At 75.1% G+C, this 20,648-nt stretch carries 17 protein-coding genes; 5 read left to right on the forward strand and 12 right to left on the reverse strand.

What is annotated here, in order from left to right; translation table 11 throughout:
• Positions 1-146: 146 nt before the first annotated feature.
• The 3 genes from AB0B02_RS10800 to AB0B02_RS10810 form a co-directional block, all read right to left on the reverse strand.
• On the reverse strand, positions 147-1,373 hold the full coding sequence (locus AB0B02_RS10800; RefSeq protein ID WP_357299221.1) for a ricin-type beta-trefoil lectin domain protein: 1,227 nt from the start codon (positions 1,371-1,373) through the stop codon (positions 147-149).
• A 129-nt stretch (positions 1,374-1,502) separates the two neighbouring features.
• Complete coding sequence (locus tag AB0B02_RS10805) at positions 1,503-2,573, reverse strand: zf-HC2 domain-containing protein (protein WP_357299225.1); 1,071 nt, start codon at positions 2,571-2,573, stop codon at positions 1,503-1,505.
• 99 nt (positions 2,574-2,672) lie between these two features.
• Entirely contained in the window at positions 2,673-3,239 is a 567-nt protein-coding gene (locus AB0B02_RS10810; protein WP_281942276.1) for a sigma-70 family RNA polymerase sigma factor, read from the reverse strand.
• A 439-nt stretch (positions 3,240-3,678) separates the two neighbouring features.
• On the opposite strand from AB0B02_RS10810, the gene AB0B02_RS10815 reads away from it, so the two are divergent.
• Complete coding sequence (locus AB0B02_RS10815; protein ID WP_281942278.1) at positions 3,679-5,268, forward strand: ricin-type beta-trefoil lectin domain protein; 1,590 nt, start codon at positions 3,679-3,681, stop codon at positions 5,266-5,268.
• A 74-nt stretch (positions 5,269-5,342) separates the two neighbouring features.
• On the opposite strand, the gene AB0B02_RS10820 is transcribed toward AB0B02_RS10815, so the two are convergent.
• On the reverse strand, positions 5,343-6,827 hold the full coding sequence (locus tag AB0B02_RS10820; protein ID WP_281942280.1) for a S8 family serine peptidase: 1,485 nt from the start codon (positions 6,825-6,827) through the stop codon (positions 5,343-5,345).
• Positions 6,828-7,024: 197 nt separating this feature from the next.
• On the opposite strand from AB0B02_RS10820, the gene AB0B02_RS10825 reads away from it, so the two are divergent.
• Positions 7,025-9,034, forward strand: coding sequence for a hypothetical protein (locus tag AB0B02_RS10825; protein ID WP_281942282.1), 2,010 nt, complete (start codon positions 7,025-7,027; stop codon positions 9,032-9,034).
• On the opposite strand, the gene AB0B02_RS10830 is transcribed toward AB0B02_RS10825, so the two are convergent.
• From AB0B02_RS10830 to AB0B02_RS10860, 7 genes are all read right to left on the reverse strand, one after another.
• Positions 8,995-10,869 (reverse strand): hypothetical protein, encoded by a 1,875-nt coding sequence (locus tag AB0B02_RS10830; protein ID WP_357299230.1) that lies wholly within the window; start codon positions 10,867-10,869, stop codon positions 8,995-8,997. The genes AB0B02_RS10825 and AB0B02_RS10830 overlap by 40 nt on opposite strands.
• 118 nt (positions 10,870-10,987) lie before the next feature.
• Positions 10,988-11,473, reverse strand: coding sequence for a hypothetical protein (locus AB0B02_RS10835; protein ID WP_281942285.1), 486 nt, complete (start codon positions 11,471-11,473; stop codon positions 10,988-10,990).
• Positions 11,474-11,542: 69 nt separating this feature from the next.
• Positions 11,543-12,487 carry a hypothetical protein gene (locus AB0B02_RS10840; RefSeq protein ID WP_357299233.1) on the reverse strand — a complete coding sequence of 315 codons (945 nt, stop codon included), beginning with the start codon at positions 12,485-12,487 and terminating at the stop codon, positions 11,543-11,545.
• A gap of 41 nt (positions 12,488-12,528) precedes the next feature.
• The gene (locus tag AB0B02_RS10845; RefSeq protein WP_281942288.1) at positions 12,529-14,181 is read right to left on the reverse strand and encodes a class I adenylate-forming enzyme family protein; all 1,653 of its coding nucleotides are present in this window, start codon (positions 14,179-14,181) and stop codon (positions 12,529-12,531) included.
• Between the two features lie 109 nt (positions 14,182-14,290).
• Positions 14,291-15,055, reverse strand: a complete 765-nt coding sequence (locus AB0B02_RS10850; RefSeq protein WP_281942290.1) for an ABC transporter permease — start codon at positions 15,053-15,055, stop codon at positions 14,291-14,293.
• 2 nt (positions 15,056-15,057) lie between these two features.
• Complete coding sequence (locus AB0B02_RS10855; protein ID WP_357299239.1) at positions 15,058-16,035, reverse strand: ATP-binding cassette domain-containing protein; 978 nt, start codon at positions 16,033-16,035, stop codon at positions 15,058-15,060.
• Positions 16,036-16,185: 150 nt separating this feature from the next.
• Positions 16,186-17,337 carry a glycosyltransferase gene (locus tag AB0B02_RS10860; RefSeq protein WP_281942294.1) on the reverse strand — a complete coding sequence of 384 codons (1,152 nt, stop codon included), beginning with the start codon at positions 17,335-17,337 and terminating at the stop codon, positions 16,186-16,188.
• A 71-nt stretch (positions 17,338-17,408) separates the two neighbouring features.
• On the opposite strand from AB0B02_RS10860, the gene AB0B02_RS10865 reads away from it, so the two are divergent.
• From AB0B02_RS10865 to AB0B02_RS10875, 3 genes are all read left to right on the forward strand, one after another.
• Positions 17,409-18,347, forward strand: coding sequence for a 3-oxoacyl-[acyl-carrier-protein] synthase III C-terminal domain-containing protein (locus tag AB0B02_RS10865; RefSeq protein WP_357299243.1), 939 nt, complete (start codon positions 17,409-17,411; stop codon positions 18,345-18,347).
• 12 nt (positions 18,348-18,359) lie between these two features.
• Positions 18,360-19,178 carry a 2-hydroxy-acid oxidase gene (locus tag AB0B02_RS10870; protein ID WP_357299246.1) on the forward strand — a complete coding sequence of 273 codons (819 nt, stop codon included), beginning with the start codon at positions 18,360-18,362 and terminating at the stop codon, positions 19,176-19,178.
• Positions 19,179-19,300: 122 nt separating this feature from the next.
• Positions 19,301-20,158, forward strand: coding sequence for a hypothetical protein (locus AB0B02_RS10875; RefSeq protein WP_357299249.1), 858 nt, complete (start codon positions 19,301-19,303; stop codon positions 20,156-20,158).
• A 163-nt stretch (positions 20,159-20,321) separates the two neighbouring features.
• On the opposite strand, the gene AB0B02_RS10880 is transcribed toward AB0B02_RS10875, so the two are convergent.
• Entirely contained in the window at positions 20,322-20,534 is a 213-nt protein-coding gene (locus tag AB0B02_RS10880) for a hypothetical protein (protein ID WP_357299252.1), read from the reverse strand.
• Positions 20,535-20,648: the final 114 nt, after the last annotated feature.

The following is a 20,648-nucleotide window of genomic DNA, read 5'->3' on the forward strand; positions in this document are numbered from 1 at the left end:
CACCCGGTTCAGCGCGGATCCCAGGTTTTTTCCGGAGCCCCTCCCCGCCCGGGCCCCACCGGTCGGGGAGGGCCCGGTGACCGCACGGCGGTGGCACGACGGGCCCGGGCGCCGAGGCACCCGGGCCCGTCCCGGGGCCGGTCGGATCAGCGGGCGGTCTCGCGCCAGTTCTGGTTGCTCTGGCTGGCGGCGCACTCCCAGATCTGCAGCGGCGCACCGTCGTCGGAGTTCCAGTCGCGCACGTCGAGGCACTTGCCGGAGTGCGGATTGCGCAGCAGCCCGCCCTCGGCCACCCAGACCTGCGCCGGCCCGCCGTTGCACCACGCGAGCTGCACCTTGGCCGCGTTGTCCCGGGACGCCCACGCCACGTCCATGCACTTGTCCAGCACCGTCAACGTGTCACCGGGGCCACGGGTGAAGCGTTGGGCCGGGGTTCCGTTGCAGTGCCAGAGCTGCAACCGCACTCCGTCGGCCGACTCGCCGCCCGGCACGTCGACGCACTTGTCCGCGTACCCGCGCAGCGCGAAACCGGAGGTGGAGCGGACGACCGTACGCTTCGGCGACGGGGCCGGAGAGTCCCCGCCGCCGCGGAAGGTCACCACGACGTCCGCGCAGCCCGGACAGTTGTAGACCGTCTCGTTGCCGGCGACCCGGTCGTGGGTGGACCACAGGTAGGCGCGCGGGCCGAACGGGAGCAGCGCGGCGGTGTACGCGCTCTCCGCGTCCCGGTTCGGGTTGACGCAGTTGATCCGGTCGCCCCGGGCCGGGTCCCGGACGGCGTGCGCCTCCGGGCAGGCGGCGAGGAGCTGGCCGGCGGAGCAGTCCCACCGCGCGCAACTGCCCGCCTTCTCCGGCCTCGGGGCGCCGGGCGCGTCGATCGTGATCGTGGTGGAGACCGCGTCGACGTAGCTGACGTTGTACCAGGGCGCGGCGGCGTTGTTCCGGTCGAAGTTGAACTCGGCCAGGCTCACCGGCTCCGCGCCCCGCTCGCACCGGTCGGCGAACGCGCCGCAGTCACCGACCAGGCAGCGGAACGACCCGTTCGGGTCGCCGTCGCAGCGCTGGCGGGCGAAGAACCGGCCCCGCCAGTGGCCCGGCTCGCCGGCGTCCGGGATGACGATGGTGCTCCTCTCGCCCGGACGCAGGGTGGGCAGGCCGGTGATCGGCCGCGAGCCGTCCCCGCTCTCCCCCGCACCGATCCACAGCGTCTCCGCGGTGCCGTTGACGAACGTCACCCGCTCCCCGGTGGCGGCGTTCGCCGTGCCGCCCGGCACGCCCACGATCAGCCCCGACCCGAGCAACACGACGGCGAGCAGGGCGGACCTCCTGCGCGTCGGCCGCCCGCGGGTCGACGATCCGGTGTTCACTGCCATGTAGCCCTCCCTCGGCCTGACGCGGGGACGCGTCACGTCCCCCGACGAGTGCGGCAGGCGCACGGCCACACGACGGCGCGGGCGGGCTTCCGGTTCAACCGGAGTCGGTGCGGATCGGAGGGGTTGCGGTCAGCGGGAGATCGGCGCGGTCACCACGGAGGTGCCGTCCGGCCGGCCCACGCCGACGAAGGAGAGGTCGTCGACCGACGGCGACAGCTCCCCGGTCACCTCCTGCGGACCGGCCGAGGCGGTCCAGTCCCGGACCGGGTGGGTGACGCCGTCCCGGGTCACCGCGAAGAGCCGGTAGCGCAGGCCGGGCCGCAGCCCGGTCGCGGTGATCCTGATCGTGGAGCCCTGGCCCTCGTGGGTGGTGATCGACACGGAGAGGCTGACGCCCTGGCCGGGCGCCTCGCCGGTGGCGGTCAGCACCAGGTCGTCGCGGCCCCCGCCGCCGACAGCGGCCACGATCCCACCGGTGAGCACCGCGAGCGCCAGCGCCACCGCCCCACCCCAGAGCAGCAACCGGCGCCGGGCGGAGAGCGGCCGGGAGCGGCCGTCGCCGGGGCGGGAGCGGCGACCGGACGACGGCGCCGGCCCGGTCGTGCCGCCGGGCCCTCGGCCGGGCCGCAAGGGCCGCCGGCCCGCCGGCACTGGCCCGCCGTCCGGCGCGGTCGGGCCGTCCGGGTCCGGTCCGGAGCGGGGTACGGCGGGCGACGCCGGCCGTGCACCGGCGTCCGCCGGGGATTCCGGTACGACGGGTCCACCGGCGACCGGCACGGCCGGCTCCCCGACGACGGGCGGGGTCGGCTCCCCGGCGACCGGCACGGCCGATTCCCGGACGACGGGCGCGGCCGGCTCCCCGGCGACGTCCGGGTCGGGGACGACGGGGTCGGGGAGGGCCGACTCGACGACGGCGGTGGACGCCGGGTCGGGGCGCACGGCCGGGGCGGCCCGCGGGGGCAGCACCGAGGCCGGCGGCAGGACCGCGGCCGGCGGGACGTCGAACTCGGCCCAGTCGGCCGCGTCGAGCGCGCCGAGCCCGCTGGTCACGCCACCCAGGTCGGCGGCGGCGGAGAGGCACTCGTCGCAGCCGGCGAGGTGCGCCTCGAAGGCGACGCGGTCGGTCTCGTCGAGCGCGCCGAGCAGGTAGAGCGCGAGCGCCTCGTGCGCGGACGTGGGGTGTTCACCGCCGGTGCGCATCACGCCCCCCTTCCCGACCCGACGAAGGGTGCGCCGGAACGACGACCCGGGTCACCGCGTCGGTGCCGGGATCGGACGAGGAGCCGCTGGGACGTGACATCAGGCCGACTCGATCGGGCCGATCGCCGCGTGCAGCGCCCGCACCGCGTAGTACGTCCGGGACTTTACCGTACCCTCGGGTATCCCGAGCCGCTCCGCCGCCTCCGCGACCGAGGCGCCCTTGTAGTACATCTCGATCAGGACCGCCCGGTGCTCCGGCTTGATCTGCCGCAGCGCCAGCCGGACGGTGTGGGCGGTGACCACCCGGTCCATCTCGTCGTCGGCCGAGGTGAGCCGGTTGAGGTCCGGCACGGCGACCTCGGGCGGCCGGGCCTGCCGGGCCCGGCCGGCGTCGACGGCCACGTGCCGGGCGACGGTGTAGAGCCAGGGGGCGATCCGGCGCGGCTCCTCGGCCAGCGTGCCGAGGTTGCGCCAGGCCCGCAGGAACGTCTCCTGCACGAGATCCTCGGCCAGCTCCTGCCGGCCGAGCACCAGGCGGGTGACGAAGCGCAGCAGCGGCTCGCGGTACTGCTCGTGGATCCACCGCATCAGGCTCTCGGGGGAACCCTGGCCGACGGCCTCGCCCGGAACTCCGGGCTCCACCGCCTCGTTGGGCACCGCCGACACAGAACGCCTCCCCCTGACGTGTCGGGCGTGCCCGCCCGGCCGGCCCGGCGCCACGGCACCGGACCCTTCTGAGGGAGAAGGATAACCGTACTCATCGGACGCCGTCGCCGGCCGGCGGACCGCGACCAGGGTGGCGGTGCTCACCGGGCGCGCTCCGACCGACGGACGACGACCCGCCGCGGGCCGGCCCCGCCCACGACGACGCTGGTCAGCCCCGCGCCGGGCGAATGGTGGCGAGTCCACATCGAGCACTCCGATCGACGGTCCGGCGGTGTCCGGCGGCGGAAATCGGTCCGTCCGGCGCCGTCCACGTTGACGGCCCGGTGCGCCGGTCGGTTCAATGGCGACCGGACTGGAATCGGAATGATTCCGGTCGGGTGAACCGAGGACGTCGCGCATCCGTCACGCCTGGCGACGTCATCACCGGAAGGGAAGTCCCGTGACACCCGATCTTCCTGGCCTCCGATCCCGGCTCGCCCGGATACCGCGTCGTGTCGTCGCCGCCATCGCGGCCGGCCTCGCGGTGCTGCTCATGGTGGTCGCCTCCGTGAGCTGGGGCATCGCCACCGCCCGCGACGACAAACTGACCGGCCGCAAGGTCTCCGCCGAGCATCTGACCGCCATCCGGGCCGCGGCCCGCTCCTGCCCCACGCTGACCCCGGCCCGGCTGGCCGGGCAGCTGATGACCGAGTCCGGCCTGGACGGACGCGTCGGCAAGACCACCTCGGGTGGTCGCGGCTTCGCCGGCCTGGACGACGACCGGTGGAAGTCCTGGGCGCCGTGGCCGGGCGCGGACCGCACCGACACGGCCGCCAACATCCTGGCGCTGGCCCACCAGATGTGCGACCTCAGTGGGCAACTGCGCCTGGCCGCCATCCCCGGCGACCCGTGGCGGCTGTCCCTGGCCGCGTTCCACACCGACCTCGACCGGGTACGCGAGGCGAAGGGCGTCCCGTCCGACGCGGTCACGTACGTCGACGACGTCAGCCGCTACGCGGCGTACTACGGCGAGCTGACCGCGTTCGGCGGCTCCGGCACCACCCGGCCGGACACCGAGCGCCAGCAGCCGAAGGCGGTGCCGGCGACCTACGTCAAGCTCGTGGTGCGGGCCGGCTCGGTGTGCCCGGAGGTGCCGCCCGCCGCGGTGGCGGCGCAGCTCATGGCGGCGTCGGGTTTCGACCCGAACCTGCTCGGCGACGACGGCCGGCGGGGCATCGCCCAGTTCCTGCCCGAGGTGTGGCAGGCGTACGGGCCGACGGACGCCTCACCGTGGGATCCGCAGGTGGCCGTCCCGGCGGTCGGCGTCGCGCTCTGTGCGCTGCGTCGCGACCTCGCCGGCCTCGACGGCGACCCGGGTCTGCTGGCGCTGGCCGCGTACCGGAACGGGCCGACCGCGGTGCGACAGACCGGCGGTGAGCTGGACGACGACACGCAGGCGTTCCTGCGTCGGGTGAAGGAGTTCACCGACTTCTACGCGCTCGACGGGCGGCTCACGGCGGGGCCGGCCAGCCCGAGCCCCTCCCCGTCCGCCACGCCCCGGTCGCCCAGCCCGACGCCGACGGTCAAGCCGCCCGCGCCGCGACCCAGCGTGTCGCCGTCGACCCGCCCACCGGCCGAGCCGGAGAAGCCGGCCCCGCCGAAGCGCCCGACCGGCGCGAAGCAGCTCGTCGGCAAGGAGACCGGGCTGTGCGCCAGCGGCGGCGCCGGGGACGGCATCCCGGTGGTCCTGCGGCCGTGCCGGGAGGAGCGGGCGCAGTGGTGGACGTTCGCGTCCGACGGGAGCGTCCGCGCCAACGGTCTCTGCCTGGACGTGGCCTGGGGTGAGAAGCGCGACGGCGCGCCGGTGCAGAGCGCGCTGTGCAGCGGCAACCCGGCCCAGAAATGGAGATGGACCGAATACAAGGGCATCCGGTCGCTGTTCAACCCGGAGACCGACCGCTGCCTGGACGTGGACGGGCACGGTACGGGTGCCCCGCTGAACGCGTGGACCTGCGTGTTCAACCCGAAGCAGACCTGGTCGCTGCGCTAGCCGGAGGGTGTAAGGAGGGGCCCCTTCTTAACAGACGTCTGTTAAGAAGGGGCCCCTCCTTCACTACGTGGCGGTCAGCCGGCCCAGCGGCGGCGGCGCAGCCGGTAGACCAGGAAGCCGCCCGCGCCGAACAGCAGCGCGAACCCCAGGAGCACGGCGACCAGCGTGCCCCCGCCCCGGCCCGCCTGCGCGGCGGCCGGGGCCTGGGCGTCCACCGACGGGGCCACCGAGGCCGCCGGGTTGATCATGCCGGAGCCGTAGCGCGGATCTCCCTCGGCGACCTGCCCGCCCACCGGTTCGGCGGTGGCGCGGATGCGCTCCTCCACCTGCGCGGCGCTGAGGTCGGGCTGGGCGGCCCGGATCAGCGCGGCCTCACCGGCCACGAACGCCACCGCGAACTCGGTGCCGGTGTTGCCGATCACCTTGCCGCCGCCGACACCGAGCGTCGCCACCTCGATGCCGGGTGCGACCACCTCGACCGAGCCGTCGACGTACTTCTCGGCGAGCTGGCCGCCCGCGCCGACGCCGCCGGTGAGCACCAGCGACCCGCCGGAGCCGCCCCGCGGCGACGGGAGCGTGGTGGGCTTGACCGGCGCTCCCGCCACCACCAGCACGTCGTGCTCCAGCGCGGTGGCCAGCGACGCCGCCACCGCCGGGTCGGCCAGGTCGACCCGGGAACCGAGCGCCACCACCGAGGCGCCGGTGCTGACCGCCACCTCGATGGCCGTCGCGGCGTCGGCCGGGCGTGCGTCGCCGGAGGACCGGACCATCCGCACCGGCACGATGGTGGCGTCCGGCGCCAGCCCCACCGGGCGGTTCTCGACGCTGTCGTCCGCGGCGATGATGCCCGCCATCGCCGTGCCGGAGCCGAGGCAGTCCTCGTCCCCGCGTCCATTACCGACGGTGACGTCCGCGCCTACCGCGACCCGGCCGCTGAGCTGCTGGAGACCGGCGTCGACGCCGGTGTCGACGACCGCCACCTTGACGCCGTTGCCGCGGGTCAGGGTCCACGCGCTGTCCGCCGCCATGCGTAGCTGCGCCCACTCCGACCGCCCGCTCGACGCGGTGGTGGCGGTGCACTTCCCGTCCCGGCCGGGACCGGTGGGCGTCCCGGAGGGCGTGGGGCTCGCGCCCGGTGACGGGCTGCCGTCCGGCCGCGCGCCCGGCGACCGGGTCGGCGTGGGGCGGGCCGACGGCCGGCGGGGGGCCGGCAACTGTCCGTACTCGACCCCCTCACCGGCGGCGTCCCACGGCAGCACCAGGTGCCACCCGGCCCGCAGCGTGCCCGGGTCGGTGAGCCGGGCCCCGTCCGGCTGGACCCGACCGGTGTTGAGCTGGTAGATCTCGGCGGCCCGCGCGCCGCTGCCCAGGAACCGCCGGGCGATCTCGGTGAGATTCTCCGGCTGGCCCTGGTACTGCGCCGCGACCACGTAGTACTTCACGTACGGCTCGGTGTCCGGCCCGGACCGGGCGGCCGACGGCCGTGGCACGGCCAGGATCGCGCAGCCGACCATCACCACCACGAGCAGTCTTGCAAGGATGGAGTGCTTCGCCAGCACCTCGGGTCCCCTTCCGTCACCGCGGCCCAGACCGATCGGCCGTCACCGTCTATTGCGGATCAGCGCCGACTTCGTTCAAATCAATCTGAACCAGATTTCCATGGCGTCCGTCATGGAGACCGCCGAGGGTACCGGCCCTCGATGTCGAACGGCTCCGGCCGGCGGCGGGACGACTGTGTGACGAAGGCGGGGCGGCGGTGACAGGGCTGGCACGGACCGCCGCCGTGGGCGGCCGGGGACTCGACCGGATGCCGACCACCCGCCGCTTCGACCCGCGCCGACACCGGCGGGTGCCCGGCCTGCTCGATCTGTGGCTGGTGTGCGGCCCGCGCGGGAAGCCGGCGCTGCCCACCGCGCCGGACCGCCCGCTGGACGCGCCCGCGCTGGCGGACCTGGTCCGGCGGACCGGGGACGCCGCCGACGACGTCCGGATCCTCACCGACGACGGGGCCCGCCACGCCGAGCTGTTCACCGAGGTGGCCGGCCTGCTCGGGCACGACGTGCTGGTCAGCCCGGACGGCGCGGACATCCGGCAGGTGCTGCCCGGCCGGGTGCCCGACGCCGACGACGGGCCGCTGCACGCGTTGCCGCTGGACCGCGTGACCCGGCAGCCGATGGACTGGCTGGTGCTGCAACCGCCGGACCTCGCCACCCCGCTGCCCGGCTGGTTCGCGGTGGAGGACGGTCTGGTCCGGCCCCGCACCGGCGTGGTCAACCTGCCGCTGACCACCGGTGTGGCGTTGGCCACCCGGGCCGACTTCGTGGCCCGCCGGGCCACCGCCCACCGGCTCGGCGCCACCGCGACGGAACTGGTCACGGTCTCCGTCACGGCCCGCTCCGGCGGCTTCCTGATCGGCGACTACAGCGGCACCCAGCAGGTCCGTGACGCCGGGCACCTGGCCGCGCTCCTCGGTGAGCTGCCGCTCTACGGCGCCGACCTGCGGCTCTGGCTCACCTGGCCGTCCGAGCCGGACGAGCAGGCGAAACTCGCGGCCCAGGCCGCCGAGCTGGCCGAGACCACCGGCGCCACGGTCTGGACCCCGCCGCCGGGCGGACGCGCCGAACTCGTCGCCGACCATCGCCACCTGCGCGCGCTCGACGCGGCCGGCGGTGTCGCGCCGTGGCAGGCCCACCGCCCCCGGTACGCCGAGGGCCCGCCGGGCGTCGACGCGACAGCGGACGGTCTCCTGGTGCCGCGCCCGTCGCGGCAGCGCATCGTGGTGACCGACGCGGACGCCGACGTCGACGCCGAGGGGATGCGGGCGGTCGAGCCGCCCACCGCCGACGTGCCCGACGATCACGACGTCAGCGTCCCGGAGTCCTCGCCCCGCCCCCCGCTGGCCGCCGAGCAGCGCCGCGCCGGCCGGTACGGGCCGCCCTGGCTGCGCCCCGGCCAGCAGGTCACCGTCGAGGCGTTCGAGGCGTACGTGCCGGTCACCGGCGACCTGGAGCGGGCCGCCGCCGACGGCGTACCCAGCGCCGAGCTGTTCCTGGTCGGCTACCTGGACCCGCGGTCCGCGCCGGACCGGGCCGACCTGCTGCGGGTACGGGTCGAGCCGGGTGGCGCGATCCCGGTGCAGGTGCTGCGCTCGCACGTCCCGGCCCGACTCCAGTACCTGCTCGGCGCCCCGGACACCTACCTGCTGCCGGCCGGCCGGCTGGACCGGGCGCGGGTGCGGGGCGCGTTCCGGGCCACCGACGACGGCCGGCTGCGCCCCGTCGACGGGCTCGACGGCGGGGCGCTACGCATCCGCCCCGCGCCGACGAGCGCGTCGAGCGCCGGGCTGCCGCACGACGTCAGCCGCTGGCCGGCGCACGGCACCCGGCGGGCGTACGCGCTGCTGCCGGCACACTCGCGCGGCCTGGCGCCGGGTTGGTTGCCGCTGTCCCGGCGGCGGCCGGCGGCCCGGGCCGGCCGGCTGCTCGTGGAGGTACGGGTGCCGCGTGGCCGTACGCTCGACGTCGTCGCCACCGCCGACGCCCTGGCCGCGCTGCCGCTGGCCCGTGGCCGCGCGGAGCGGCTGCGACAGGCCGGCGTCGAGCTGATCCTCACCAGCCGCTCCTACGACCGGGTCCAGGTGGACCGCGTCCACCGGGCGCGGGACGGGGCGTGGGAGGCGGTGCCCGGCGTGGCGGCCGGCCCGCTGCCCGTGGTGGCGCGCGGCGTTCAGTCCGCCCCGGCCGGCCCGGCGGCCACCTCGAACTGAAGCGACCAGCGGCCGGCCGGGACCGGCCCCAGCACCACCGGCACGCAGCGTCCGTCGGTGGCGGCGGCGAGGCCGCGCGCCCCGGCCGGGGACGGGCCCGCGGTGAACACCACCGACGGCGCCGGCAGGTCCTCCCCCGGCCGCGGCGGCTCGGGCAGGCCGGCCAGGCGGCGGTAGCCGTCCGGCAGCTCGGCGCCCAGCGCCTCCCCCACCACCGCGACGCCGACACCGGCGTCCGACAGCCGCCCGGCGAGGGTCGCGGCGGCGCGGCCACACACCGCCGCCGGCCCGACCAGCGTGAACACGTCGGGCACCCGGGCCAGGTCCACGTGCAGCCGCCACGGTCCGCGACGCCCCAGCACCAGCGGCAGCACGGCCGGCGGCGCAGTCTCCCCCGGGCCCAGCCAGGCGTACGGTGGCACGCCCCGCCCGGCCGCCACCCCGACCAGCCGCACCCGGGCCGGACCGACGTCGGTCTCCAGGTCGGCGGTGAGGTACGGCGCCTCGTCCGCGGCGGGCAGCGGCGGGCGCGGCACGTCCGGCGTCGTGCCGGTGCCGGTCCCGGTGTCGGTGGGGCCGGTCCGGGTACCGGTGGGGCCGGTCCGGGTACCGGTCGCGGTGTCGCTACCGGTGGGGCCGGTCCCGGTGCCGGTCGCGGTGTCGGTGGGGCTGGTCCCGGTGCCGGTCGCGGTCTCCGGCGACGCGGCGGGAGGGAGGGCCGGGGACGCCGTCGAGGGCACCGGACGCGGCTTCGGCGCGTCGGCCGCGCCCGCGACCGACGCCCGGGGTGTGGCCGCCGGCGGGGCGGCCCCGGCGGCGGGCGGGCCGGCCGGCAGCGGGGCCGGTGACCGCGCGGGTCGGGAGCGGCCGGCGCCGGCCTTCGTCGCGTTGCGCGCCGGCGACGCCGACGAGTTCGCCGTGGTGCTCCCCGAGCGGCCGGCCGGCTGGTCCGGGCCGACCGCCGGGGACGATCCGGGCGGGTCGCCGACGGGCCGGCGGACCGCCGGCGCGGCGGCGTCCGCTGCCGCTGCCGCCGGCACCGGCTCGGGCGCGACGCGGTCACCGGCCGTCGACCCGGGCGCGGGCGCGACAGGGTCACCGGACGCGGGCGTGACGCGGTCACCGGGCTCGATCGCGACACGGTCGCCGGGCGCGGGCGTGTGGTGCCGCTCGGGCGGCCACGGCCCGTCGTCACCGGCCAGGGACACGCCACGAGCAGCGCGACGCGGACGCAGCAGCACGATCGCCACCGCCGCGAGCAGCACCGACAGCACGCCCGCGCCGACGCGGATCACCATCGGGTCGACCCCGCCGTCCGAGGCCCGGCGTCCCCCCGGCGGCGGGGCGGCCACCTCCGTGGCGACCGGGGGACGCGTCGCCGCCTTCGTGGTGGCGGGCGCCCGGGTCGACGGCGGTACGCGGCTCGGCGGCGCCGTGGTGCGGGCGGGCGTGGACGGGGCGGGGGCCGGCGACCGGGTCGCCGGCGGGGCGGACCGGGTCCGGGTCCGGGGCAGCGGACCGATGCGTACGCCCTGGCCCTTGGCGTCGCGGGGCAGCACGAGCACCCAGCCCGGGTTCAGCACCAGCCCGTCGGTGAACGTCTCCCCGTCCGGCTGGGCGCGACCGGTGTTCAGGTCGACTATCTCCCGGTAGCGGTTACCGTTGCCGAGCGTGCGCAACGCGATGGCGTACAGGTATTCCCGCTGTCCGTCGACCGGCGGACCGACCACGTAGTACCGGCCGGTCTCCGCCGGCGCGGCGTGCGCCGGACCGGTCGGCACCAGCCAGATCCCGACCAGCACCAGCACCGCCAGCACGGCCCACCGCATCCGCACGCGTCGCCCTCCCTCTCCTGTGCCACCGCCACCCTGCCGTCGGGCTCACTACGGACCGGACCGCCGACGGTTCAACGGTGATCGTGGTCGGATCACGGAGCGGGCCGGCGCATCGGTGTCACGGGGAGGTGGAGAAGACGCCCATCAGCGCGAGCCCTCCGCAGCAGAGCGGCACGACGACGACCAGCGCGGCCAGCGCGACGCTGTAGTTCGACCACAGGCCGAACCGCGTCACGTCGGTGCCGTAGGCGTCGTGGACGCGGTTGCGCCAGCCGCCGAACCGGAACGACAGGTGATGCGCGGCCCCCGGCTGGGCCAGCACCGACGTGGTGATGATCGGGATGCCCATGAAGTCGGTGTAGCGGACGTCGCGCGGACCGGCCGGGACCGCGATGTGCCAGGTTCCCTCACCGGGGATCGGCACCGACCGCCCGTCCACCTTGAAGCGGCTGGTCGTCGGCGCGGGCACCAGGTAGGGCCCTCGGTTCACCGAGACGACGAGCACCGCGAAGCCCGGCGGCGGCGCGATCGGATGAGGGTAGGCGACCAGGGGCGTGACCGCGCCGGGCATCGGCGGGTACGGCTGCGAGGGGAGGTAGGACACGGCTGACGATTCTGGCACGGCGGCGCACCCCCGCGCCCGCGCGCCCACCTCCGGCCACCGGTGGTCCGGTCAGCGCAGCTCGACGACCGGGCGGGTGAGGACCTCGTCGGCGTAGCCGTCGTCGGAGGCGAGCCAGCGACCGAAGTCGTCGTCCCGGTAGGCGGTCGCCAGGGTGAGCCAGCCCAGGAAGAATCCGCTGCCACCGCAGGTCGCGCCGCCTCCGTCGCCGCCGCACACCACGGTCCGCTCGGTCGTCGCCTCGTGCCGGTACGGATCCTGCCCGATCGCCAGGCCCCACCGGTTCTCCTCCCGGTGCGGACCGGTGCGGTGGTCGAAGGGGTATCCGTCGGCAGGGTGGTCGTCACCCCAACGGAAGAGCGTCGTCGCGCCGGCCCCGCACGCCCACTCCCACTCGTCCGGGGTGGTGGTCCGCAGGTCCAGACGCGCGAGCCCGGCCATCGCCTCGTCGTACGAGACCTGTCGGATCAGCCGGGCCCGCGTCACCCGGCCGGCCCGGTCGAACTCGACGTGCAGCCCGCCGTCCGGCCCGACCCGCCGCATCCCGCCGACCCCCGGCTCCGCCGACGCGGCCACCTCACGCACCCGCGGATCGTCCGGCGCCAACGCGACGCCGCAGGGGTCGAGCGCGTCCACCGCCACCAGCATCGCCGGCATCTCCACCACCCGCTCCGGCGACGTCATCGCGTCGACGAACTCGGGCACGGGCGGGAGGCCGTACTCGTCGGCGCTCTCCGCGTAGTCGGCCGCCTGAGCGGCGTCCGGCCGGAACCGTGAGCCGTCGTACCCGAGTGTCGGTCGCCCGCCCGGGACGAGCGCGAAGCGCGTGCCGTCCCGGTCGAACCGGGCCTGCCGGTGCGACCACCCGGCGCCGGCCCGGACCGCCAGGCCCCGCAGCGTCAGGCCGTGCCGGTCGGCGATCCCCGCCGCGACCCGGTGCGCGGCGTCGTCGGACATGGCGTTCCACTCGGCGGACGTGAGGGCGGCGTAGGACACGGCACGAGGATAGGGCCCGCACGCCGACCGCGCGGCCCGGCTCACCCCGCGGTGGACGCTCCGGCGTCGGCCAGCAGCCGCTGGCGCATCAGGAACTTGCGGACCTTGCCGGTCGGGCCCATCACCACGCCGTCGTCGGGCACGGTCACCACCCGGCGCAGCGTCGCGGCCACCGCCGGGCCCAACGCGGCCCGGACCCGGTCGGTGCGGTCCAGCGCCGGGTCGGCGTCGTCGGTGAGCAGGAGCAGCACCTCGGTGACGGTGGCGCCGTCGTCCCCGGCGGCGGCGATGACGGTGCAGTCCCGCACGTCCGGGCAGTGCGCGAGGATGCGTTCCTCGGACAACGCGGTGTAGAGCCAGGTCCCGCCGCCCAGGTCGACCGCGTCGCTGGCACGGTCGACGTGGTGGTAGTCGCCCCGCGCGTCGCGGTACATCAGGTCCCCGGTCAGGTAGTAACCGTTCAGCCGGGTCCGGTACGTGGTGACCGAGTCGTTCCAGTAGCCGATGGCCAGCGTCGGCGACCTCAGCCCGACGTGCCCGACCTGCCCGTCCGGCACCTCCTCGCCGGTGGCCACGTCGAGCAGCGCGATCTCGGCGAACGGGTACGGCTTGCCGACGCAGCGGTCGTAGCGGTCACTGCCGGGCCGGTGGGTGATCCGGAACGCGCCGTGCCCCATCTCGGTGGAGCCGAGCATGTCGACGAACTTCGAGCCGGGCACGTCGACCGGCCCGTCGGGGGTCCAGGTGGGATGGCTGCCGACCGCGACCAGCCGGCGGACGTGCGACTCGTGGGCGCAGTCGCCGGTGTTGAACCAGTTGCGCACCGAGCTGAGGTCGCGGGTGGTCAGGTCGACGCGGGCCAGCTCGGACCAGGTCACGGCGAAGCCGAACACACCGGTCGGGCGCCACCGCTCGATGGCGTCGAGGACGGTCTCGGCGCTGCGTGCGAACGGGCCGCCCTGCGCCGAGAGGCAGAGCAACTGGTAGCCGTTGCAGAGCGCCTGGTTGAGCGTGATGATGCCGGCGGCGTGCGCGGCCGGCAGCGCGGACATCTCCCGCACCTCGCCGTGCGGCCGGGACTCGGTGAGCCGTACCGCCCGGATCGCGGCGAACAGGCCGTGGTGCGAGTGGACGATCGCGGCCGGCACCCGGGTGGTGCCGGAGGAGTGGGTGATGACGACCGGGTCCTCGGGATGGTGCCGGTGGTGCGCGGGCGCCTGCGCCGGGTCGCCGGTGCCGGTCTCGGCGGCGTCACCGAGGACCGGTACGCCGAGGTCGTGCCCGCGCAGCGCGTCGTGGTCGGCGTCGACGAGCACGCCGACGCCGCGCAGTCGCCGGACGAACTCGGCCGCCAACTCGATCGGCATGTTGCCGTTCATCAGCGCCGGGATCGCCCCGAGCCGGGTGAGGGCCAGGAAGTTGAGGAACACGTCCGGCGCGGAGGTGACGTAGACCGCGACCGGGTCGCGCCGGCCGATGCCGCGCCCGGCGAACCAGGCCGCCCGGGCGGCGACCCGCTCGGTCAGGGTGGCCAGCGACAGCGGCGTCCAGGCGGGGATGCCGTCGACGTCGACGTCGAACGTCACCCGGGGCGTCCGCATGTCGGCGCCGTGCTCGGCCAACCGGAGCAGCACGTTGCCCGCGCCGAGTTCCTGGTCCGCCGCCAGGGTCGCCCGGAAGTTGTCGGCACCCAAACGAGTCGCCTCCCCACGTGACACGCTCACCGAAAGCGCCCCCGCCGCGCCAGGACACGATCAGGCTAGAGCGCCGGCCACGGCGAGACAATGGTCGATGGACGGACGGTCAGGAAACCTCGCGGTTGAACAGGTGCGACGACCAGAACAGGCTGGCGGCGGCCAGCCCGGTCATGATGAGCGCGCCCTGCCAGACCACGGTCTGGAAAATCTGGCCGGCGAACAGCGCCCGCATGCCGTCGGTGGCCCAGGCGAACGGGTTCCAGAGCGCCGCCCGCTGGATCCACATCGGGGCGAGCACGAGCGGGATGAGCACGCCGGCCAGCAGTGAGATCGGCTGGCCCACGGTGTTCACCAGCACGCCGAGGCTGTTCTCGTTGCGAACCAGCAACGCGATGTCGTACGAGATGGACGTGCTCAGCAGCACCATCACGGCCAGCAGCGCGTACGAGACGAGCAGGTTGGCCAGGTGCACGCGCAGCCCGAACGGCAGCGCCACGAGCGTGATCACGACCGCCTGCACCACGTTGAGGCACACGTGCATCAGGGCGCGGCCCAGCAGCAGGGCGGTCCGGCTCACCGGGGTCACCCGGCAGCGTTCGATGATGCCGGCGCGCAGCGCGCTGAGCAGCCCGTAGCCGGCGAACAGGCCACCGAAGAGGCCCATCGCCACGAACAGGCCCGGGACGTAGATGCGGTAGGCGTCCGCGTACGTGGAGGCGCCCCGGTCGACCATCACCACCTTGAGGAACGGCGCGAACAGGATGAGGTAGGTGATCGGCTGGGCCAGGCTGAACGCGACCATCACCGGGTTGCGCACCATCAGGCCGGCCTCCTGCTGGAAGATCAACCAGGTGTCACGGACGACTCGCACGGTCACTCCTCCAGCGAACGGCCGGTCTTGGCCAGAAACACGTCGTCGAGGCTGGGCCGGCGGGTCTCGATCGCGCCCGGCTCGATGCCCCGGTCGTAGAGCGCCCGCATGATCTGCGGGATGGCCGTGGCGGCGCTGTCGACGTAGAGCCGCAGGGCGCCGTCGACCGACTCGGACCCGCGGACGTAGGGCGCCTCGGCGAGCACCTTCGTCGCGGCCGGCAGGCCGCCGCCGGCCGGGTCGGCGAGGTCGGAGGCGGTGAAGTCGATCGCGACCACGTCACCGGAGATCTCCCGTTTGAGCGCCGACGGCGTGCCCTCGGCCACGATCCGGCCGGCATCGATGATGGAGACCCGGTCGCACAGGCTGTCCGCCTCGTCGAGGTAGTGCGTGGTGAGGAAGATCGTCATGCCGTCCTCGCGCAGCCGCCGGACCTCCTGCCACATCCGGGCCCGGCTGGGCGGGTCGAGGCCCGCCGTGGGCTCGTCCAGGAACATCACCTGCGGCGAGTGGATGACCCCGAGCGCGACGTCGAGCCGCCGGCGCTGTCCACCGGAGTACGTCCGGATCCTGCGGTCGGCGAAGTCGTCGAGCTGGAACGCGCGGATCGCCGCCGCCGCCAGCTCCTGCGCCACGCCCTTCGACCGGCCGTGCATCCGCGCCTGGAGGATCAGGTCCCGGCGGGCGGTGGAGTCGTCGTAGGTGCCGCTGGCCTGCGCCACGAACCCGATCCGGTGGCGCACCTGGGCCGGCGCGCGCAGCAGGTCGACGCCCGCGATCGTCGCCGCGCCCCCGCTGGGCCGCAGCAGCGTGGCCAGCATCCGCAGGGTGGTGGACTTGCCCGCGCCGTTCGGGCCGAGGAAGCCGACGATCTCGCCCCGCCGGACCGCGAAGTCGACGCCGCGGACCGCCTCGACCGTGCCGGCGCCGCGACCACGCCCCACCCGGAAGGTCTTGCGTAGGCCGGTGGCCTCGATCATCGAGCCTCCTCGTGCGGCGACGACGCGGGGCCGGCCCGCGTCGCGCACCGTCCGATCACGACGGTGACCGGACGGGGGCGTCAGGTCAGGCTAGTGCGGGCCCGGGCGTGGGACAACGGTCGATGCGTTCCGGTTCGCCGCGGGTCGGCGTCACGGCGTCGCGGCCAGCGCGGCGAGGTGCGCCGCCGCCGCGCTCGCGCCGCCGGCCGCGGCGAACGAGTCGCGTACGCGGGCCGCCCCGGCCCGGTACGCCGGATCGTCGAGGACCGCGGTCACCGCCTCGGTCAGTTCCGCCGGGGTCGCGTCGTGGAAGGAGACCGCACGGCCGGCGCCGGCCCGGGTCACCTGGCGGGCGATGGCCGGGTGGTCGTGCCGGATCGGCGCGACCACCACCGGCACGCCGTGCGCCAGCGCCTCGGACACCGTGCCCAGCCCGCCGTGCGAGACGACCGCGTCCAGCCGGGGCATCAGCTCCAGCACCGGCACCCGGGGCGCGACCAGCACGTGTGCCGGCGGGTCGGGCACCAGGTCCGCCGGGGCGGTGAGGATCACCTGGAGCCGGTCGGCGAGCGGCGCGGTGGCGGCCGTCACCCGCCGGTAGAAGTCGCGGGCCAGGTGCTCGGCCATCGTCCCGACGGTGACCAGCACGTGCCGGCGGTCCGGCGCCCAGGCGGCCCAGTCGAAGTCGGGCGCGTTCGGCCGCCGCCCCAGCGCCGGCCCGGTCAGCACGCACCGCGCCGGCATCGGCGCCGGGCCGGTGAGCGCCGTGGTGGTCAGCCCGATCACCAGGTAGGGCGAGAAGCGCAGGTCGAGCGTCTCGTCGACGGGCAGGTCGGTCATCGCCCACACGCGCCGCACCTGGGCCGCCACCCAGTCGGTGAACTCGGGCATCTCCGCCGTCGGCGGGGTCAGTTCCAGCATGCCGACGCAGAACGTCGCCCAGGGCACGCCGTGCCGGTGCGCGGCCAACGCGCCGGCCATCGCGTACTGGTCGACGACGACGACGTCCGGCCGGTACTCCGTGACCGCCCGCTCGGCGGCGTCCCGGATGAAGCGGTTGGCCGGCAGCACGTGCCCCGCCCAGAGGCTGCGCACCGCGGCCATCCCGGACTCGCCGTCCGGGCGGTACCAGCGTTTCCCGGTCGGGAACAGCGTGGCGTCCGGGCCGATCAGCGGACGCAGGTCGCTGCGGGGACCGCACCAGGCCACCTCGTGTCCGGCCGCCGCCAGCGCCTGGCCGATGGCGAGCGGGGCGTTCAGATGGGAGAAAACCGGCAGCACCACGAAGAGGAACCGAGCCACGTCGATATGATGCCACGTACGTTGACATCCACCGGCGTCGTTGATCTGATCCTCTCCGTGACGGTGTGCGGATGACGGCTGTCGACGCCGTCTCGGTGTTCCTGCCGGCCCGCCGCGTGCCGATCGAGAGCCTGGCCGCGCCGCTGCGCCTGACCGAGATGCAGATCCGGCTGTTCCGGCGGTTCCACGGGCTGACCGAGGTGCGCCACGACCCCGACCTGTCCCTGACCGACCTGCTGCGGCACGCGGTCGACGGCCTCACCGCGCTGCGCGACGTCGCGCACCGGGTGCGCTTCGTGGTGTACGCGCGGGCCTTCCCGGTGGTGGCGCCGTACCCGGAGAACCCGCTGCACGACGTCTGCCGGGCGGTCGGTCTGGGGCACGCGGTGGCGTTCACGCTGACGCAGCAGTCCTGCGCGAGCGCGCTGGCCGCGGTCGACGTGGCCGGCCGGCTGCTGGCCGCCGAGCCGCACCCGCCGGGCGACGAGCCGCTCGCGCTGGTCCTCACCGGAGAGAAGGCGTTCACCCGCGACGCCCAGTTCATCCCGGAGACGTCGGTGTTCAGCGAGGGCGCGTCCGCGTGCCTGGTCAGCGCGCACGGCCGCCGGGACCGGCTGCTCGCGTACGCCGCCGCGCAGCGGGGCGAGTTCGACGTCGCCGGCGGCGCGTCCCCGGCCCGGTTCCAGCGCGAGTACCGGCCGGCGCTGGCCGAGGTGATCGGTCGGGCCCTGGCGCGGGCCGGCACGACGCTTGCCGACCTGCGGCTGATCCTGCCGCACAACGTCAACCTGATGACCTGGAAGCGGCTGGTCAAGCTGATCGGGTTCCCGCTGGACCGGGTGCTGCTGGACAACGTCACCGGCACCGGGCACGTGTTCTGCGCGGACGCGTTCGTCAACTACCGCACCGCGCGGGAACGCGACCTGCTGCGGCCGGGCGACCGGTACCTCGTGGCGGCCGTCGGCGCCGGGGACGGGGCCACGTTCGCCGCCATGGTGTTCGAGCACTGACCGGGGAGCGTCATGGGCACCGACCTGCACCTGATCCGGGCCGCGCGCCGGGAGTTCACCGGCCCGGCGGTCCTGCTCGACGATCCCGTGCTGCGCGAGCGTGCCGGCGAGTACCTGACCGACCTGGTACGCCCGTCCGGCCTGCGGGTCGACGCGGCGGCGCGGGGCCAGTCCTACGGGGAGATGGCCGCCGAGCTGATCGGGGCGCTCGTGCCCGAGGACGAGCCGGTCGACCTGCTGGTGCTGGCGTTCGCCGTGCACGACGCGCTGCCCGGCCGGGCCACCGCGGCCTACCTCAGTCACGTCTGCCCCGGCACGCCGATGTCCTTCGCGCTCTGCGACCAGGGGTCGGCGGCGGCGTTCACCGGGCTGCGGATCGCCGCCGCCCACGCGTACCGCCGGGCCCTGCTCGTCGTCGTCGAGCAGTCCGTGCTGCCGTACGACCCGGGGGTCGCCGTGCCGGACCAGCACCGGGCGGTGGCGCTGCTGCTCGGCGACGGCCCGGCCGACGACGGCGCCCGGATCACCGCCGTGCGCCAACACGCGGACGTCGGCCCGGACGACGTCGCCACGCTGGCGGCGGCCGAGCTGCGCGCGCTCGGCGCGGGGGACCCGGACGTCGCGGTGGTGCTCGGCGCCGGCCTCGCCGCAGTCGGGCCCCCGCTCGGCGGACCGGTCACGGTCGCGCCGCCGGGGCAACCGTCCACCGGCGTCTGGTGGGCGCTGCTGGACCGGCTGGCCGACGACGCCGCTTCTCGCGTGGTGGTGGTCGACTACGACGCCGAACTGCGCTATCTGTGCCTGGTGGCGAACTCCACGGACCGTCCCTGACGGGACCGGCCGCAAGTGACCTACCGTTGTCCGGTATGGACGGTGGTGAGATCACTCGACTGAGGGTGGACGGGTTGCACTCGATCGCTCACCTCCTACCCAAAGCGGGTGGCCGGTGCGGAGTGTACGAGTTGACCTTTGCCGATGGCCAAAGCTACGTGGGACAGGCGGTGGACGTCGTGACGCGGTTCTGTGCCCATCGCCGGACCTGGTCCGACATCGTCGAGATCGCCTTCCGGCGGGTCAGTCGCAGCCAACTCGACGAGGCGGAGCGTGACCAGATCCGCCGGCGCGAGGCAGCCGGGGTGCAGCTTCGCAACGTCGTGCACACCACGGGTCGGCTCAGCGCCAGCGAACTGGACCTTCTCATACCACCGGCGGAGCAGCAGCGCTGGCTGACCGACGACGAGCCGCAGCCCGTCCGCCTCGCTGACCGGCCGGTCGATTCCACCCTGCGCCACCGCACGAGCCACCGCTTCAGCCGCCTGAAGGCCGACCCTCGGTTCACCGACGAGTTGGCCCGCCTGGTGGGCGTCTACCTGCGCGCCACCATGCCGGCGCCCGCACTGACGGAGCTGAGCTACTGGACGGTCAGCGCGCTCCCGGGCACCAACTCCGGCGCCTACCCACGCCTGCTCACCGTCTCGGTGCACGCTCTGGAGACCCTGTACGTCTGCCACCGAAAACACACCCCGCACGAACTCGAGATCCACCTGAACATCGACCGGTCCGCCGCACGTTCGCGTCTTCGAGCCCGCCTCGGGCTGGCGTTGATGCACACGGCCGAGGCCCGCTACCGGATCCGCCCTGGAGTGCTGGGGCTGCGCTTCACCTCGACGCGATCCGCCCACGACGCGCTCACCAGGCCCGGCATCATCAAGGCTGCCCGAAAGCTCAACCTGGACCTCATGCGCAAGGGGCCGGCGCTGAACTGGAAGACCCACTGCCCGGACCTCATCGAGCACGTCCTCTCCATCTGACCGGCGTTCCACCCGACGTCGGGTGACCAGCCCTCGGCGGGCCCCGCTCCTCCGGACGACGTCGCCCGGCGAGCACGGCGGATCGCGGGCATGTGGATACCGGCCTGCTGCCTGGCCCCATCCATCAGGCTGCGCGTAACTAGGCACAACGCCGACCGTCGCGTCAGGGCTGTTCGTCGTCCCCGCCACGGGGCTGGTTCGGCCGGTACCGCCTGATCCAGGCTTCGACGTCGGCGCGGTCCCACACCCGGACCTTGCCACTCGCCACCGTGTCGATGGGCTTCGGGAAGGTGGACCGGTTCGTGATCTCGGTCGCCCGCGTGCGCGACACGCCACCGAGCATGTCCGCGATATCGGAGAGCGCCACAAGCCTCACACCGTGACCGTATGCACGTGACTGGCGTACACGTTGCCACTTCCAACCTTGACGGTGTGCACGTTGCAAGGGAGGCTGGTGGGGCACGTCCGGTGAGCGGTCCGGGTACCTGAA

The organism is Micromonospora sp. NPDC049240 (assembly GCF_040647835.1).
In the GTDB taxonomy this organism is placed as follows: domain Bacteria; phylum Actinomycetota; class Actinomycetes; order Mycobacteriales; family Micromonosporaceae; genus Micromonospora.

Bases quoted from the DNA above. Each gene is read 5' to 3' on its own strand.
- AB0B02_RS10870 (WP_357299246.1), top strand. From the start codon at position 18,360: ATGGGCACCGACCTGCACCTGATCCGGGCCGCGCGCCGGGAGTTCACC.
- AB0B02_RS10805 (WP_357299225.1), bottom strand. From the start codon at position 2,573: ATGCGCACCGGCGGTGAACACCCCACGTCCGCGCACGAGGCGCTCGCG.
- AB0B02_RS10800 (WP_357299221.1), bottom strand. From the start codon at position 1,373: ATGGCAGTGAACACCGGATCGTCGACCCGCGGGCGGCCGACGCGCAGG.
- AB0B02_RS10865 (WP_357299243.1), top strand. From the start codon at position 17,409: ATGACGGCTGTCGACGCCGTCTCGGTGTTCCTGCCGGCCCGCCGCGTG.
- AB0B02_RS10855 (WP_357299239.1), bottom strand. From the start codon at position 16,035: ATGATCGAGGCCACCGGCCTACGCAAGACCTTCCGGGTGGGGCGTGGT.